Genomic DNA, 15,708 nt, shown 5'->3' with positions numbered 1-15,708 from the left:
CCCACCCGTCGAGTGAAGGGACGTGCGGTCCGTGGGAGATGCCGGTGCTGGACCCCTGACGCCGTCCCGGACCTCGGGCGGCAAGCTGCTGGCCGTCCTCGACGCGTTCACCCGGGAGCGGTCGGCGCTCACCCTGTCCGAGATCGCCCGGGCCGTCGGCGTGCCGCTGTCCACCGCCCACCGCCTGGTCGGCGAGCTGCGGCGGTGGGGCGGGCTCGAGCGGGACCTCGACGGCCGGTTCCGGATCGGCCTGCGGGTGTGGGAGATCGGCGCGCTGGCCCCCAGAGGGCTGGGCCTCCGGGAGGCGGCGCTGCCGTTCATGGAGGACCTCTACGAGGTGACCCACCAGAACGTGCAGCTCGCGGTCCGCGAGGACGTCGAGGTGGTGTTCGTCGAGCGGTTCGCCTCCCGCAGCGCGGTCAACGTGCTGACCCAGGTCGGTGGGCGCTTCGCGCTGGCCCCGACCGGGGTCGGCCAGGTGCTCCTCGCACACGCCCCCGTCGAGGTGCAGGAGCGGGTGCTGGCCGCGCCCATGCGCAAGTACACCCCGCACACGATCACCGACCCCCGCCACCTGCGCCGCCTGCTCGCCGACATCCGCCGCACCGGCTTCGCCATCAGCGAGCAGCAGGTGACGCCCGGCGGGGTGTCGGTGGCCGCGCCCATCCTCTCCGGGGACGCCGTCGTCGCCGCGCTGTCCGTGGTGGTGCCCGGCACCACCGCGGCCGCCGTCCGCTCGGTCACGCCGAGTGTGCTGGCCGCGGCACGGGGCATCTCCCGGGTGCTGACCCAGTCCACCGGTGGTGGCTGGCCACTGGAGCCACCGACCGTCACCCCGTCTCCCGACCCCCTCCCTGGAAGGACCTCCGCGTGAAGATCACCGCAGCCGTCGTCGAGGAACGCTCCGGCCCCTTCGTGGTCCGTGACGTCGAGATCGACGAGCCCGGTCCCGGCGACGTCCTGGTCAAGGTGGCGGCGACCGGGTTCTGCCACACCGACGGGATCGCCCGCGACGGCGACCTGCCGTTCCCGCTGCCGGGCGTGCTGGGACACGAGGGCGCCGGCACGGTCGTCGCCGTCGGGGAGGGCGTGACCGGCGTCCGCGAGGGGCAGGACGTCGTCCTCGGCTGGCCGTACTGCGGCGCCTGCCGCAACTGCTCGGCCGGCGAGCCCCGCTACTGCCTGCGGATGGCCGAGCTGGTCGGGGGCGGGCACCGCCTGGACGGCGGCTCGGCGCTGCGCGGCTCCGACGGCAGCCCGCTGGCCAGCCACTTCTTCGGCCAGTCCTCGTTCGCGACGTACTCGATGACGACGGCCTCGTCGCTCGTGCCCGTCCCCGCGGGGCTGCCGGTCGAGCTGTTGGGTCCGCTGGCCTGCGGGCTGGCCACCGGCGCGGGCGCGGTGCTCAACACCATCCGGCCCCAGCCCGGCTCCTCGATCGTCGTCTACGGCGCCGGCACCGTCGGCCTGGCCGCGGTCATGGCCGCCCGGAACTCGCCGGCCACCACGATCATCGCCGTCGACCGGCACGCCTCCCGGCTGCGGCTGGCCTCCGACCTCGGGGCGACCCACACCATCGACGCCACCGACACCGACCCGGTGCAGGCCGTCTCCGACATCTGCGGCGGGCCGGCCGACGCGTCGCTGGACTGCACCGGCGTCCTCTCCGTGATCCGGCAGGCCATCGACTCCGTCGGCATGCTCGGGACCGCCCTGCTCATCGGGGGTGCCCCGGCCGGCGCCGAGTTCTCCGCCGACCACGTGAGCACGCTGTGGGGCAAGACGATCCGCGGCACGCTGGGCGGCAGCGGCCGTGGCCAGGCGCTGATCGCCGCGCTCATGGACCTGCACGCCCAGGGCCGGTTCCCCTTCGACCGGCTGGTGCAGTACTTCCCGCTGGAGGACATCGGCGACGCGATGGAGGCCTCCTACAGCGGCGCCGTCGTCAAGCCGATCCTCCGCATGCCCGCCTGACCGGCCGGCCCGACCGGCAGCCGCCGGGGTTGCCGCCGCGCCGTCCCGGTGGATAGCTTCCGGCCCCGGGCACACCCGGGCTGCCGAGGAGCGGGGGGCGCTGGTGCCGGCACGTCGTTCGATCTGCCTGTACACGCCGTCCACCGACCCGTCGGGCATGGGCGGGCACATGGTCGACCTCGTCGCCGAGTTCGCGCCGGTCGCCGAGGTCACGCTCATGATGCGGCCGACCCCCGGCGGCCGGCGGCTGCTCGACCGGGCGAGGCTGCTGGGGGCGCGCACCGTCGAACTCCCCTCGCCGAGGGACCCGGCGTTCGCCGACGTGGTCACCGGGTCCCTCGCCGAGCACCCCGCCGACGTCTTCCACTGCCACGTCGGCACCGGCTGCGAGGACTGGGACGGCGTGCGGCTGGCCCGGCGCGCCGGCTGCCCGGCGGTCGTGCAGACCCTGCACCTGCCCTGGCGGGTGCACTCCCGGCGCAAGCGGGAGGCGCTGCACCACGCGATCGAGGAGGTGGACCGGCTGATCGCGGTCTCGGCGGGGCTGCGCCGCAGCTACGAGCGGGCGGGGGTGCCGCCCGACCGGTTCACGACCGTGCCCAACGGGGTCGCGCCGCGGACGGAGTGGCTCGACCGCGGCGCGGCCCGGGCTGCGCTGGGCCTCGACCCGTGCCGGCCGGTCGTGCTGACCGTGGGCCGGCTGACCCACATGAAGGGCCCGTGGCACCTGGTCGACGCCGTCCCCGGCCTGCTGTCCCGGTTTCCCGGCCTGGCCGTCGTGTTCCTCGGCGACGGGCCGCTGCGCGAGGCGCTGGCGCGGCAGGCGGCCGACCTCGGCGTGGAGCGCGCGGTCGTCCTCGCGGGCCATCGGCCGGATGCCCGGGCACTGCTCGACGCGGCCGACGTGTTCGTCCTCCCGTCCCGGCACGAGGGGATGCCGTTGGCGGCGCTGGAGGCGATGGAGGCCGGCCTCCCCGTCGTGGGGACCCGGGTGACCGGCACCGAGGAGGTCGTCGCCGACGGCGTCACGGGCGCGCTGGTGCGCTACGGCGACCCGGCGGCGCTGTGCGCGGCGCTGGCCCGGCTGCTCGGCGACCCGTCACTGGGCCGCCGCCAGGGGGCGGCCGGGCGCGCCCGGTACCTCGCCCGCTCCACCCGGGAGCGCATGGCCCGGGAGACGGCCGCGGTCTACGAGTCGGTGCTGGCCTCGGCCGCGGTGCGCCGGTGACCCGGCTGCGGGTGGGCTGCGTCGGCACCGGCTTCATCGCCGGCCGGCACCTGGCTGCGCTCTCCGGTTTCGGCGACGTCGAGGTCGTCGCGGTGGCCGACCCGGTGCGCGAGCGCGCCGAGGTGGCCGCCGCCCGGGTCGGCGCCCGCGCGCACGCCGACGGCCTCGCCCTGCTCGACGCCGAGGAGCTCGACGCGGTGTGGCTGTGCGTGCCGCCGTTCGCGCACGGCCCCCTGGAGACCGCGGCGGTCGCCCGCGGGTTGCCGTTCTTCGTGGAGAAGCCGCTGGCCCTCGACCTGGACACCGCCCGCGAGGTGGCCCGGCAGGTCGAGGACCGGGGGCTGACCACCGCGGTCGGCTACCACTGGCGGCAGCTCGACGTCGTCCGGCGGGCCGCGCGGCTGGTGCCGGCCGGGGCGGCCCGGCTGGTGACCGGCTCGTGGCTGGACAAGACCCCGGGGGTGCCGTGGTGGCCGCGGCGGGACGGGTCCGGTGGGCAGGTGGTCGAGCAGACCACCCACGTCTTCGACCTCGCCCGGCTGCTGGCCGGCGAGGTGGTGTCGGTGGCGGCGGCCGAGCGGCCCGCCGCGGACGACGGCGACGTCAGCACGGCCGCGGTGGCCGTGCTGACCTTCGCGTCCGGCGCGGTGGGCAGCATCTCCTCCACCCGGGTGCTGGGCTGGCGGCACTCCGTCGGCCTGCAGGTGGTCGCCGACGGGCAGGTGCTGGAGCTCACCGAACGCAGCCTGGACGACCACGAGCTGCGGGTGGTCACCGCGGACGGCGAGGAGGTGCACCACACCGACGCCGACCCGATCGCCGCGGAGGACCGCGAGTTCGTCGACGTGCTCCTCGGCCGGGCGGAGCGGGTGCAGGTGCCCTACGCCGAGGCGCTGCGGACCCACGCCCTCGCCTGCGCTGCCGACCGCGCGGCCCGCGACGGCGGGACGGTGCGGCTGTGAGCGGGCGGCCGATCCGGTCGATCGGCGTCGTCGCGCCGGGGGAGCCGGCCATCCTCGACGACGAGGAGCCCGAGCCCGGCCCGGGGCAGGCGTGGGTGGAGGCGGTCTACAGCGGGGTGAGCGCCGGCACCGAGGTGGCGCTGGTCCGGGGCACCGACCCGCAGCACCGGCTGTCCTGGGACGCCGACCTGGGCGCCTTCCGCCCGGACGGGCCCTCGGCCGGCTACCCGGTCCGGGCGCTCGGGTACATGGAGGTCGGCCGGGTCGCCGAGAGCCGCACGCCGGCGATGACCGAGGGCGCGCTGGTGGCCATGACCTACGGGCACCGCACCGGCCGCTGCGCCGACCCGTCCGCGATGACGGTCGTCCCGGTGCCCGACGACCTCGACCCGGTGCTCGGTGTCTACCTGGCCCAGATGGGGCCGATCTGCGTCAACGGCCTGCTGCACGCTGCCGCCGCTCTGGCCGGACCGTCGGCCGCCGTCGACGCCGGCGTCCGCGGCCGGTGCGTCCTCGTCACCGGGGCCGGGGTGATCGGCCTGCTGTCCGCGCTGCTGGCCGTCCGGCACGGCGCCGCTGACGTCGTGGTCGCCGAACCGTCGCCGCAGCGCCGGGCGGTGGCCGAGGCGCTCGGGCTCGCCACGGTCGACGACGCCGGGGGCTCCGCGTGGCTGGTGGTCAAGGAGCGGTGGCGGCACGGCCGGGGTGACGCCGGCGCCGACGTCGTCCTGCAGTGCCGTGGCCACGACGCCGCCCTGGCCACGGCGCTCAAGGCGCTGCGGCCGCAGGGGACCGTGGTCGACCTCGGCTTCTACCAGGCGGGCGCGGACGCGGTGCGGCTCGGCGAGGAGTTCCACCACAACGGCCTGGCGCTGGTCTGCGCGCAGATCGGCCGGGTGCCGCGCGGGATGGCCGGGGCGTGGCCCCGCGCGGCGCTGGCCGACGTCACGCTGGACCTGCTGCGGTCCCGGGGGGGCGACGTGCGCACGCACCTGGTCACCGACGTCCTGCCCTTCGAGGAGGGCCCGGCGCTGCTGGCCGACCTCGCCGGGCGTCGCCTCGCCCATCCGCCGCTGCAGGCGGTGCTGCGCTTCGGCCCCGGCTGACCTCCCGGCCGGCTGCGGACCGCCGGGGTGTCGCGCGGTGCGTCGCGCCGAGCGGTAGCGGACGGTCTTGTGCCGTTCACCCGACGGCGGGACCCTCCGGTCATCGCCGCGGACGCCGGGGGACCGGGCTGCGCGGCGGCTCCAGAGGAGGGGCCGTCATGGAGTGGGCGCTGGTGGCTGCCGTCGGCTTCGTGCTCTCGACCGTGCTGGTGGTCCTGCTGGCGCGCGCCAACACCGCGCGCTGGGAGGGCGGCTCCCGGACCGCGCGGGCGGCCATCCGGGCGCGGGAGGAGGCGGCGCGGCGCGTGCGGGCGGCGGCTCTCCTGGCGCACCGGTCCCCGCGGGCGGTTCGGCGGCAGCCGCGCCTCCCCCATCCGCACCTGCCCCCGTCGGTGGCCGACCGGCTGGCGCACAGCCGGGGCGCGCTGCACCAGCCGCGCGTGCGCGTGCACCTGCCGCGACGGGACGGCCGGCTCGCGCGGCGGCTGACCCCTCGCCGGGCGAGCCGCGACCGCTCCGGCAGCGACGCCGGCGACAGCGGCACCTGAGGCGGCGTCGCGGCCTCGATGGCCGGAGGTCAGCGGGCGAGCGAGCGGAAGGGGTCGACGAGCCGATCGGCGTGCGCGTCGGAGGTGTGCCGCTCGCGCACTGCCAGCGCGGCCTCCGCGCCCCGCCGTCCGGCCACCTCCTCGGCCAGGACGGAAGCCACGTCCTCGGCCGAGCGGTAGAAGCGCCCGGTGCCGTCTCGGCGCAGCACCCGCTCCACCGAGACTGCCGACCCGGGGTTCGCCTGCTGCAAGACGGGCAGCCCCGCAGCCAGGCAGACCGGCAACCGGGCGGGGGAGTTGAGATCGTCCCGGGTCGCCCGGCCCAGGTCCCCTCCGTTGGTGCTGCCGAACCGGTGCAGCCATCCCGCGTCGTGCCGGGACAGCTCGCCTACCCAGTCCTCCGGGACGGCGCCGGCGGTGCGGGCGGGCCTGGCCGGGCAGCGGCCCGACGCGGTCCGGGTCGACCTCGTCGACCCGGGATCGAACGCGGCCGCCGTCGCTGCCGCCGGCTGGCGGTCCTGGACGACGTCGCGGGTGTGCGGCCCCTGGCCCCGGGGAACGGCACGGTCACGTCGGAGAGCGCGCAGGGCGGGAGCACGACCTGAGGCCGCTCGGGGGATGCTCTGACCGAGCACTGCTGAGGGAGGACACCCATGGCCATCGCCACCACCAACCCGACCACCGGTGAGACGCTCAAGACCTTCGAGCCGCTCTCCGACGAGGCCCTCGAGGACCGGCTCGCCCGGGCCGCCGCGGCGTTCGCCGGCTACCGGCTGACCGAGCCCGCGCAGCGCGCCGGCTGGCTGCGCTCGGCGGCCGACGTCCTCGAGGCCGACACCGGCACCGTCGCCGAGCTCATGACCACCGAGATGGGCAAGACGCTGGCCTCGGCGAAGGCCGAGGCCGGCAAGTGCGTCAAGGCGCTGCGCTACTACGCCGAGCACGGCGAGTCGTTCCTGCGGCCCAAGCCGGCCGACGCCGAGGCCGTGAGCGCGACCGAGGCCTACGTCGTCCACCAGCCCCTGGGCGTGGTGCTGGCGATCATGCCGTGGAACTTCCCGCTCTGGCAGGCGATGCGGTTCGCGGCCCCGGCGCTGATGGCCGGCAACGTCGGGCTGCTCAAGCACGCCAGCAACGTGCCGCAGACCGCGCTCTACCTGGAGGAGCTGTTCCGCCAGGCCGGCTTCCCCGCCGACGTGTTCCAGACCCTGCTGATCGGGTCCGGCAGCGTCGAGCGGGTGCTCCGCGACGACCGCGTGGTCGCAGCGACCCTGACCGGCAGCGGGCCGGCCGGGCAGTCGGTGGCCGCGGTCGCGGGGGACGCGCTGAAGAAGACCGTCCTGGAGCTGGGCGGCAGCGACCCGTTCATCGTCATGCCGTCGGCCGACCTCGACAAGGCCGCCGAGGTGGCGGTGACCGCCCGCTGCCAGAACAACGGACAGAGCTGCATCGCCGCCAAGCGCTTCTTCGTGCACGCCGACGTCGCCGAGGAGTTCACCCGGCTGTTCGCCGAGAAGCTGGCCGACCTCACCGTGGGGGACCCGATGGACGAGGGCACCCAGGTGGGGCCACTGGCCACCGAGTCGGGCCGCGAGGACGTCGAGCGGTACGTCGCCGACGCCGTCCAGAAGGGGGCCACGGTGGTCACCGGCGGCCGGCGGGTGGAGCGGCCGGGCTGGTTCTACGAGCCGACGCTGGTGACCGGGGTGACCCCGAAGATGGGCATCTACTCGGAGGAGGTCTTCGGCCCGGTGGCCGCACTGTTCACCGTGTCCGACCTCGACGAGGCGATCCGGATCGCCAACGACCACGTCTACGGACTCGGCGCCAACCTCTGGAGCGACGACGAGGCCGAGCGGCAGCGCTTCATCCGCGACGTGCAGTCGGGCATGGCGTTCGTGAACGGCATGGTGACCAGCTATCCCGATCTGCCCTTCGGCGGGGTCAAGCAGAGCGGCTACGGCCGGGAGCTGACCGAGGTGGGCATGTACGAGTTCACCAACGCCAAGACCGTCTGGATCGGGCCGCCCAGTGGCCAGCAGGGCGAGGGCAGCACCGCCGGGGCCGCCGCCGAGTGAGGGACCCGGCTCAGACGGCCGCGGAGGAGCCCGGTCCGAGGTCGTCGAGCCCGGGAGATCAGGGGGTGCGGGCGGGCGGCCGCGGGCGGGGTGGCCGCTGGGCGAGGACGAGCGCGCCGAGCGCGAGGGCGGTCCCGACCAGCTGCGCCGGCCCGAGCGTCTGGCCCAGCAGCAGCCAACCGACCACGGCGGCCACCACGGGGGAGAGCAGTCCCAGGAAGCTGACCCGACCGGCCGGGAGCAGGCCGATCCCGCGCAGCCACAGGGCGTAGGCCAGGGCGGTGTTCACCGTCGCGAGGTAGGCGAAGCCCCCGGCCTGACCGGCCGTGATGCCGGTGGGCAGGCCCTCGGCGGCGAGGGTGAGCGGGAGCAGCAGCAGGCCGCCGGCGGTCAGCTGCCAGCCGGTGAAGGCCAGCACCGGTACCGGGCGGCCCCAGCGCTTGGTGAGCACCACGCCGGCGGCCATGGACGCCGTCCCCGCCAGCCCGGCGGCGACCCCGACGGCGTCCAGCCGCGCGGCGCTGCCCAGCACGATCAGCGCGACACCCGCGACGCCGGTCAGGCCGAGCAGCACGGTGCGGGGCCGCAGCCGGTCGCCGAGCAGCGGGACGGCGAGCAGCGCGACGACCAGCGGCTGGGCGGCGCCGAGGACGGCCGCGACCCCACCCGGCAGGCGGTACGCGGCGGCGAACAGCAGGGCGAAGAACGCGCCGATGTTCAGCGTCCCGAGGACGGCGGCCTTCCACCACCACGCCCCGGTGGGCAGCCGGTGCCCGGCCGCGAGCAGGAGCAGGCCCGCCGGCAGGGCGCGCACCGTGGCGGCCAGCAGGGGCCGGTCCGGCGGCAACCACTCGGTCGTCACGACGTACGTCGTCCCCCAGGTGGCGGGGGCGACGGCGGTGACCGCGGTGAGCCCCCACACCCACTGCCGGGAGCCGGTGCGCACCGGCTCCGGGATCGCCGTCCGGGCTGTGGTCGCGGTCGCCGTCATGGCCCTCACCTCTCGATCGCTTGGCAGCAAGATACTTTGTCGTGAGTATCTGTCAAGCGTGCGATGTGCGAGGATGGCGGCGTGACGCAGGCGGACGGGGTGGACACGATCGTCGGGCAGTGGGCGCGGGAGCGGCCCGACCTCGACACGCGGGCGATGGCGGTGTTCGGGCGCATCTATCGCGCCGCTCGGCTCGCCGGGGACGCCCAGGAGCGGTGCTACGCCGCGTTCGGCATCACCCGTGCCGACTTCGACGTCCTGGCCACCCTGCGCCGGGCGGCCGGACCCGAGGGGATGTCACCGGGCCGGCTGACCAGTGCGCTGATGCTCACCAGCGGCGGCATGACCGGCCGGCTGGACCGGCTGGAGCGGGCCGGCCACCTGGTGCGGGCCCCGGACCCGGCCGACCGGCGGGCGCTGCTGGTCCGGCTCACCGGCTCGGGGCGGGCGCTGATCGACGAGGCGGTCACCGCGGGTCTCGCCGTCCAGCAGCGGATGCTGTCCGGTCTCCCCGCCGGCCGGCTGCGCGAGGCGGAGGACCTGCTGCGCGAACTCCTGTCCTCGGTCGAGCGGCACGCGGAGGACTAGCGGCTCCCGGCGCCGACGCGGGAGTTGCGGTAGCCGTACGCGGCGTAGACCAGCAGCCCCAGGGCCAGCCAGGCCACGAAACGCAGCCACGTCTCGATGCTGAGGTTGAGCATCAGGTAGAGGCAGGCCAGCGCGGCGAGTCCCGGCAGCAGCGGCGAGAGCGGCACCCGGAAGGGCCGGTGCATGTCCGGCCGGGTGCGCCGCAGCACGACCACCGCCACGGACACCAGCAGGAACGCGAACAGCGTCCCGATGCTCACCAGGTCGGCCAGCGTGCCCAGTGGCACGAACGTCGCCATGACGAGGACCAGTGCGGCGAAGGCCAGCGTGATCCGCACCGGCGTGCCGGTGCGCGGGCTGACCCGGGCGATCGCGGGCGGCAGCAGCCCGTCGCGGCCCATCGCGAAGCCGATCCGGCTCACCGTGATCAGGTCGACGAGGATGACCGAGGTGAGCCCGGCGACGGCGGCCACGGCGATGAGCGCCGCGGCCCAGCCGAGGCCCACCTGGTCGAAGGCGTCGGCGATCGGCGCGCCGCGGTCCAGCCGGTCGTAGGGCACCATGCCGACCACCACCAGCGAGACGCCGATGTAGAGCACCGTCGACAGCGCGAGGGTGCCGAGCAGTCCCAGGGGCAGGTCCCGGCCGGGACGGCGGGTCTCCTCGGAGAGGTTGGCCACCGCCTCGAACCCGGTGTAGGCGAAGAAGACGACGGCGGCCGCGGTGAGCACCCCGCCGACGCCGAACGCCACCGGGTCCAGCCCGAGGACGGCGGAGACCACCGGCTGGGCGAGTCCGCCGCTGGCCTCCTCCGGCCGGCTCGGCGGCACGAACGGGGTGAGGTTGGCCCCCCGGACGAACCACGCGCCGGCGACGACCACGAAGACGCAGACGGCGACCTTCACCACGACGAGGGCCCCGGTGACCCGCGCCGACTCCCGGATGCCGAGCACCGCGACCACGGTGAGGAGCACGACGATCAGCGCCGCGCCGACGTTGACCGTCGACTCCTCACCGAAGGCCGACGTCGGCAGGTCGAGCAGGTTGCCGACGTAGCCCGACCAGCCGCGGGCCACGACGGCCGCGCCGAGGGCGAACTCCAGGAACAGGTCCCAGCCGATCACCCAGGCGACCAGCTCACCGGCGGTCGCGTAGGCGTAGGAGTAGGCGCTGCCCGCCGTCGGGGCCGCGGCCGCCAGCTCGGCGTAGCAGAGCGCGGCGAGCAGCGCGACCAGCCCGGCCAGGGCGAAGGAGACGACGACCGCCGGGCCCGCGGTGTCGCGAGCCTCCACGCCGGTGAGGGTGAAGATGCCCGTACCGATGACCACGCCGATGCCGAAGCCGACCAGGTGGCGGGCGCTGAGGGTGCGGCGCAGCCGGCCGACGTCCCGGCCGTCGCCCTCGTCGTTCCCCAGTTGCTCGACCGGCTTGGTCCGGAACAGGTGCACCGGGGAAGGCTAGGTGGGGCCGGGCGGGCCCGCCTGCCGGGTGAGGGGCTCGTCCAGCCACCGGCGGACCAGGTCGGCGGTGTGGGCCGGTTCCTCGGCGTGCGGCAGGTGCCCGACGCCTGGCAGCACCTCCAGGCGCCAGTCCGGCCGGGTCGCGGCCAGGGCCCGCGCGGCGGCGACGGGGGCGAGCGGGTCGTCCTCCCCCTGGACCCAGAGCGTGGGCGCGGGGATGCCGGCGACCATCCGGCGGAACCGCCGGCCGTGCGACAGCACGGCCATCGTGTCGGTGATCGCGCGCCACTGGGCGGTCTGGGCGGCTGCGGCGTCCGGCCGGGTGGCGCGTTCGCGGGTCTCCGCCACGATGATCGGCACCAGGTCGGCCGGCACCCGATCGGTGTGCGGCGTGGCCTGCCGTACCTGCTGGGCGACCACCTCCTCGGGCGGCATCCGGCGCAGGCGGGTGGCCACGGCCCGCCGGACGGGGGGCAGCCGCAGGAACGCGCGTCGGGCGGCGATCACGGGGTCCACCGGCAGCCGGGTCGGCCGCGGGACCGGCGGGCCGATCAGCACCAGCCGCCGCACCGTCTCGGGCGCCCGCGCCGCGTGCTGGAGGGCCAGGACGCCGCCCATCGACTGGCCGAGCAGGACGACGGGCGCCCCGACCACCGACTCGACGACCCGTCCGATCAACCTCCGGTTGCCCTCGGTCGCGTCCCGGCCCGCCACCGAGCCGCCGTGGGCGAGGAGGTCGACGGCGAGCACCCGGTGCTCGGGGGTGAGCAGGGGACCGAGCAGGCCGAAGGTGAGCGCGGAGGCGCCGAGGCCGTGCACGCAGAGCAGGACCGGGGCGTCGGTGGGGCCGCCGAAGTCGAGCAGGCGCACCCGGTCGCCGTCCAGGACGACGGTGGCCGAGCGGGCACCCGGTGGCCAGGGGACGGGCTGCGCGTCCACAGCGGCTCCTCACTGCTCCACCCGTGGGTGACCCCCTCACGGGGGTCCTCCGTCACACCTCGTCGACGTCGAACGTCCGGGAGGGTGTCACGAACTCCTCCTGCGCGGCCACCAGCAGGATCTCCCGCGAACCGGCCTGCTCGGTGCGCTGGAGCAGGCCGTGCACCGACGCCGCCGCCCGCCCGAGCGCCTCGGCGGCCGACCGGGTGTCCAGCCAGTGCGCGAGGAACAGCGCGGCGATCGCGTCGCCGGCGCCGTTCACCGACACGTCCAGCCGGGGCGTGCGGACCCGGAAGTGCCGCCCGCCCTCCGAGGCGAGCAGGTCGACCGCGTCCTCAGGGGTGTCGTCGGTGACGAGCGAGGTGGTCAGGACCACCCGCGGCCCGAGCGCCTGGACGGCGGCGACCGCGTCCCGGACCGAGTCCAGCGAGCGGGTCGCCGTCCCGGCCAGTGAGTCGAGCTCGAAGTGGTTGGGGGTGACGACGTCGGCGGCCGGCACCGCGACCTCCCGCATGAACTCCTCGATGCCCGGCCGGACGAAGACGCCGCGGCCGACGTCGCCGATCACCGGGTCGCAGCAGTAGACCGCCGCCGGGTTGGCGGCCCGCACCCGCTGCACGGTCGCGACGACGGCGTGGCCGATGTCCGCGGAGCCCAGGTAGCCCGACAGCACCGCGTCGGCCGACCCCAGGACGCCGCGCTCGGAGATGCCCTGGACGACCTCCTCGATCGCCGGCCCGTCGAACACCCGGCCTCGCCACTCCCCGTAGCCGGTGTGGTTGGAGAACTGCACGGTGTGCACCGGCCACACCTCGATCCCCAGGCGCTGCAGCGGGAACACCGCCGAGGAGTTGCCGACGTGCCCGTAGGCCACGTGGGACTGGATGGAGAGGACGGCGACCACGGGGGAACGGTCGCACAGTCCACGCCGGGGCCTCGACCCCCATGTCGGGCCTCCGCCAGCGGTGCCGCCGGTCGGCCCCGGCGGGCGGCGGGCAGGATGACGGCATGGCACTGCCTCCCCTCACCTCCTCCGGCGTCGTCGGCGTGGCCGGCCGGATCGACGAGCCGGTCGACGTGCGCACCGCCGACCTCCGGCTGGCCGGCGGCCCGCTGCCGGTGACCAGCCCGGCCCGCGTCTACGTCTGCGGCATCACGCCCTACGACGTCACCCACCTCGGCCACGCCGCGACGTTCGTGTGGGCCGACGTGCTGGGTGCGGTGCTCCGCCTGGCCGGGGCCGAGGTGGTCAGCAGCCGCAACGTCACGGACGTGGACGACGTCCTCACCCGCGCGGCCGATGCGCGCGGGCGGCACTACGACGAGTTCGCCCTGTCGCAGGAGTTCGCCTTCGAGCAGGACATGCGGGCGCTCGGCGTGCGGCCGCCGACGTTCGCGCCGCGCGCGCGGCACCACATCCCGCACGTGCAGCAGCTGGCCGCGGCACTGCTGCGCGTGGACCGTGCCTACGTGCGCGACGGGCACGTGTTCTTCCGTGCGGGGGACCTGGTCGAGCGGTCCGGCCTGGACGCCGACCGGGCCCGGGAGCTGGCTGCCGAGTTCGGTGACGAGCCGGACGACGACCTGCGCGAGGACCCGTTCGACGTGCCGGTGTGGCGGCCCTCCGGCGACCGCGACCCCGCCTGGCCGAGCCCGTGGGGGTGGGGGCGCCCCGGCTGGCACGCCGAGTGCGCGGCGATGGCGACCGCGAGCCTGGGTCACGGCGTCGACGTCCTCGTGGGTGGAGCCGACCTGGCGTTCCCGCACCACGCCCACCAGGCGGCGATGGCCGAGGCGGCGTCGGGCGTGGGCCCGTTCGCACGGGCCCAGGTGCACGTCGGCGCGGTCTCCCAGGACGGCGCGAAGATGGCCAAGTCGACCGGGAACCTGACCCTCGTCGCGGACCTGCTCAAGCAGACGACCGGCCCGGCGCTGCGGCTGCTGGTGCTGGACCGGCCGTGGTCGCAGCCGTGGGAGTTCCGGCCCGGCCTCGTCGAGGCGGCCACCGCGCGGCTGGACGCCTTGTTCGCCGCGGCCGGGCGACGGGCGTCCTCCACGGCAGCAGCCCACGAGGTCACCGACCGGCTGCTCGACGACCTCGACGTGCCCGGTGCCCTCGACGTGGCCGTCGCGGAAGGTGGGGACGCGGCCCGGCTGCTGGTCCGCGTCCTGGCGCTGGGCTGACCGTCCCTCCGGCCAGCCGCAGGAACCCGGCCACCTCGGACCGACCTGGCCGGCGACGCGCGTCCGCCGGTCGCCCGGGTGGGCCCGTCCTCGCCCGGACCCACCCCGGTTGGGGACGGTCGACGCCGATCCCGAGGCGGCAGACATCGCCGTACCGGTGCTGTCGCGGTGGGTCAGAAGGGTGGTGGGTCGTCGGCGGGGTCGGGTGCTGGTGGTGGCGGTCCCGGTGGTGTGGTGAGCACCCGGGCGCCGCTGACGGGCAGCCGGGTAGAGCGCGGGTCGGGCGGGGCGTGGCCGGGTGGTCGGGTGGTGCGGGTGACGCCGCTGGGGTGGTCACGGTCAGCACCCCGTCGGGGGTCATCGCATAGCGCCAGCTGCGGGCGTGGGTCTTGAGCCGGTGGTGGCGGCGGCACAGGCAGCACAGGTTCTGGCAGGCGGTCGGCCCGCCGCAGGCGTAGGACTCGACGTGGTCCAGGTCGGCCCAGCCGGCCCGGTTCGAGCAGCCGGGATGCCGGCAGGTGCGGTCCCGGGTCTGCACCCACCGCCGCTGCGCAGGCGTCGGCTCGTACCGGTCGATCGGCGGCGGCCGGTCCAGCACCGGACAGGCGCAGGTGCCCGGTGGCGCGCCGCCGGGAGCCGCGGCCACCGACTCCGCCAGGTCGACACTCCCGGCCGACTCGGCCGTGTCTTCACCCTCGTGGGGTTGCCGTCGGCGGCGGCGTTTCCGGCCGGGGGGCTGGTCGTGGGTGGGGCAGCCGCGGCGGGCGATGCTCTCCAGTTCCCGCCGGGACGCGGTCGCCCGCAGGGTGCCGTCCGGGTCGGTGATCGCCACCGTCAGGCTGCCCCCGGTCGGGGCCTGCAGCCCGCCGGGACAGACCGCGTCCAGCTGGATCAGCAGCTCCCGGACGTGCGCGGCGGTGATCGGCTCCCCACCCACCACCGCGGTCGGTGCGGGCACCGACCCCGGCCGCACCAGCAGCGCACCAGGAGCAGCCGCGCCGGGCGGGTTGGGCGTGGTCAGCGCCGCCCCAGCGGTGCCGGGTCTGGATGAGCGGAGCACGTCCACGGGCGCAGCACCCGCACGAGTCGTGGTGGGGCGCAGCGCGTCCAGCGGTGCGGTGACGGTCAGCTGGGCGGACACGGGGTCGCGGGTGTCGTCCCACGGGCGCACGGTCAGGTCGGCGAGTGCACCCACGCGGAGCACGCCGAGGGGGCGGTCGTCGCCGGCGGCCTTTACCGCCCGCGCATGCCCGGTGAGGGTGTCCCGCACCGCGGCGGCGAGCGGCTGCGGCATCCGCGCCACCAGCTCGGCCATCCCGTCCCCGGCCGGGCGGACGGTCACGTCCGCGGCCGCCTCCGCATCCCGCCGCCGCGCCTCCGCCGCCGCGGCATCCCGCGCGGTCAGCTCCCGCCGCACCACCGCGGTCAGCTGCCGGACCGACAGCTCCATCGCCGTCGGCAACACCGCGGCCTCCACCGCGGCGAGCACCAGCGGATCGGTGAACCGGGCCTTCCAGCCCAGCTCGTGCGCGACCGCCCGCGCCCGCGGCCAGTCCAGCCGCCCATCGGCCAACGCCGCCCACGTGCCGGGCAACTTCCCGACCAGCGTCACCGCCTGATCGATCAGCACCGAGGCCGCCGACCGCGAGA

General features: G+C 76.1%; 15 protein-coding genes. 9 read left to right on the top strand and 6 right to left on the bottom strand.

What is annotated here, in order from left to right:
• Positions 1-31: 31 nt before the first annotated feature.
• The 6 genes from GCU56_RS12185 (at position 32) to GCU56_RS12160 (ending at position 5,818) form a co-directional block, all read left to right on the top strand.
• Positions 32-874: an IclR family transcriptional regulator gene (locus GCU56_RS12185; protein ID WP_345771800.1), complete on the top strand. Its 843-nt coding sequence runs from the start codon at positions 32-34 to the stop codon at positions 872-874.
• The gene (locus GCU56_RS12180) at positions 871-1,974 is read left to right on the top strand and encodes an alcohol dehydrogenase catalytic domain-containing protein (RefSeq protein WP_163482010.1); all 1,104 of its coding nucleotides are present in this window, start codon (positions 871-873) and stop codon (positions 1,972-1,974) included. The genes GCU56_RS12185 and GCU56_RS12180 overlap by 4 nt, the downstream gene beginning before the upstream one ends.
• Positions 1,975-2,077: 103 nt before the next feature.
• The gene (locus tag GCU56_RS12175; protein WP_163482009.1) at positions 2,078-3,202 is read left to right on the top strand and encodes a glycosyltransferase; all 1,125 of its coding nucleotides are present in this window, start codon (positions 2,078-2,080) and stop codon (positions 3,200-3,202) included.
• Positions 3,199-4,164, top strand: a complete 966-nt coding sequence (locus tag GCU56_RS12170; RefSeq protein ID WP_163482008.1) for a Gfo/Idh/MocA family oxidoreductase — start codon at positions 3,199-3,201, stop codon at positions 4,162-4,164. Before GCU56_RS12175 ends, GCU56_RS12170 begins: the two co-directional genes overlap by 4 nt.
• Complete coding sequence (locus tag GCU56_RS25185) at positions 4,161-5,270, top strand: zinc-binding dehydrogenase (RefSeq protein WP_163482007.1); 1,110 nt, start codon at positions 4,161-4,163, stop codon at positions 5,268-5,270. Before GCU56_RS12170 ends, GCU56_RS25185 begins: the two co-directional genes overlap by 4 nt.
• Positions 5,271-5,428: 158 nt before the next feature.
• Positions 5,429-5,818 (top strand): hypothetical protein, encoded by a 390-nt coding sequence (locus GCU56_RS12160; RefSeq protein WP_163482006.1) that lies wholly within the window; start codon positions 5,429-5,431, stop codon positions 5,816-5,818.
• A 29-nt stretch (positions 5,819-5,847) separates the two neighbouring features.
• Here the strand turns inward: GCU56_RS12160 and GCU56_RS23950 are convergent, their stop codons facing one another.
• A complete protein-coding gene (locus tag GCU56_RS23950; protein WP_239522174.1) occupies positions 5,848-6,027 on the bottom strand; it encodes a hypothetical protein in 180 nt (59 codons plus the stop codon).
• Between the two features lie 444 nt (positions 6,028-6,471).
• Here GCU56_RS23950 and GCU56_RS12150 point away from each other — a divergent pair, with 444 nt between their 5' ends.
• Positions 6,472-7,896 carry an NADP-dependent succinic semialdehyde dehydrogenase gene (locus tag GCU56_RS12150; RefSeq protein ID WP_163482005.1) on the top strand — a complete coding sequence of 475 codons (1,425 nt, stop codon included), beginning with the start codon at positions 6,472-6,474 and terminating at the stop codon, positions 7,894-7,896.
• Positions 7,897-7,954: 58 nt separating this feature from the next.
• Here GCU56_RS12150 and GCU56_RS12145 read toward each other — a convergent pair whose 3' ends face one another.
• Positions 7,955-8,887 (bottom strand): EamA family transporter, encoded by a 933-nt coding sequence (locus tag GCU56_RS12145; protein ID WP_163482004.1) that lies wholly within the window; start codon positions 8,885-8,887, stop codon positions 7,955-7,957.
• An 81-nt stretch (positions 8,888-8,968) separates the two neighbouring features.
• On the opposite strand from GCU56_RS12145, the gene GCU56_RS12140 reads away from it, so the two are divergent.
• Positions 8,969-9,475: a MarR family transcriptional regulator gene (locus GCU56_RS12140; RefSeq protein ID WP_204331994.1), complete on the top strand. Its 507-nt coding sequence runs from the start codon at positions 8,969-8,971 to the stop codon at positions 9,473-9,475.
• On the opposite strand, the gene GCU56_RS12135 is transcribed toward GCU56_RS12140, so the two are convergent.
• From GCU56_RS12135 to pdxY, 3 genes are read right to left on the bottom strand one after another with little or no spacing between them, the layout of a single operon-like run.
• Positions 9,472-10,923: an amino acid permease gene (locus GCU56_RS12135; protein WP_163482002.1), complete on the bottom strand. Its 1,452-nt coding sequence runs from the start codon at positions 10,921-10,923 to the stop codon at positions 9,472-9,474. The two genes, GCU56_RS12140 and GCU56_RS12135, sit on opposite strands and share 4 nt — an antisense overlap.
• Positions 10,924-10,932: 9 nt before the next feature.
• A complete protein-coding gene (locus GCU56_RS12130) occupies positions 10,933-11,874 on the bottom strand; it encodes an alpha/beta fold hydrolase (protein ID WP_163482001.1) in 942 nt (313 codons plus the stop codon).
• Between the two features lie 52 nt (positions 11,875-11,926).
• Positions 11,927-12,778 (bottom strand): pyridoxal kinase PdxY, encoded by an 852-nt coding sequence (gene pdxY, locus GCU56_RS12125; RefSeq protein ID WP_163482000.1) that lies wholly within the window; start codon positions 12,776-12,778, stop codon positions 11,927-11,929.
• Positions 12,779-12,882: 104 nt separating this feature from the next.
• Between pdxY and GCU56_RS12120 the strand changes: the two genes are divergently transcribed.
• Positions 12,883-14,058, top strand: a complete 1,176-nt coding sequence (locus GCU56_RS12120) for a class I tRNA ligase family protein (RefSeq protein WP_163481999.1) — start codon at positions 12,883-12,885, stop codon at positions 14,056-14,058.
• On the opposite strand, the gene GCU56_RS23460 is transcribed toward GCU56_RS12120, so the two are convergent.
• The coding region (locus tag GCU56_RS23460; protein ID WP_204331993.1) for an HNH endonuclease signature motif containing protein at positions 13,949-15,708 on the bottom strand (1,760 nt) is incomplete at its 5' end. The two genes, GCU56_RS12120 and GCU56_RS23460, sit on opposite strands and share 110 nt — an antisense overlap.

It is taken from the genome of Geodermatophilus sabuli, from assembly GCF_010686765.1.
GTDB lineage: Bacteria > Actinomycetota > Actinomycetes > Mycobacteriales > Geodermatophilaceae > Geodermatophilus > Geodermatophilus sabuli_A.
This window is presented reverse-complemented; position numbering and strand designations above follow the sequence as displayed.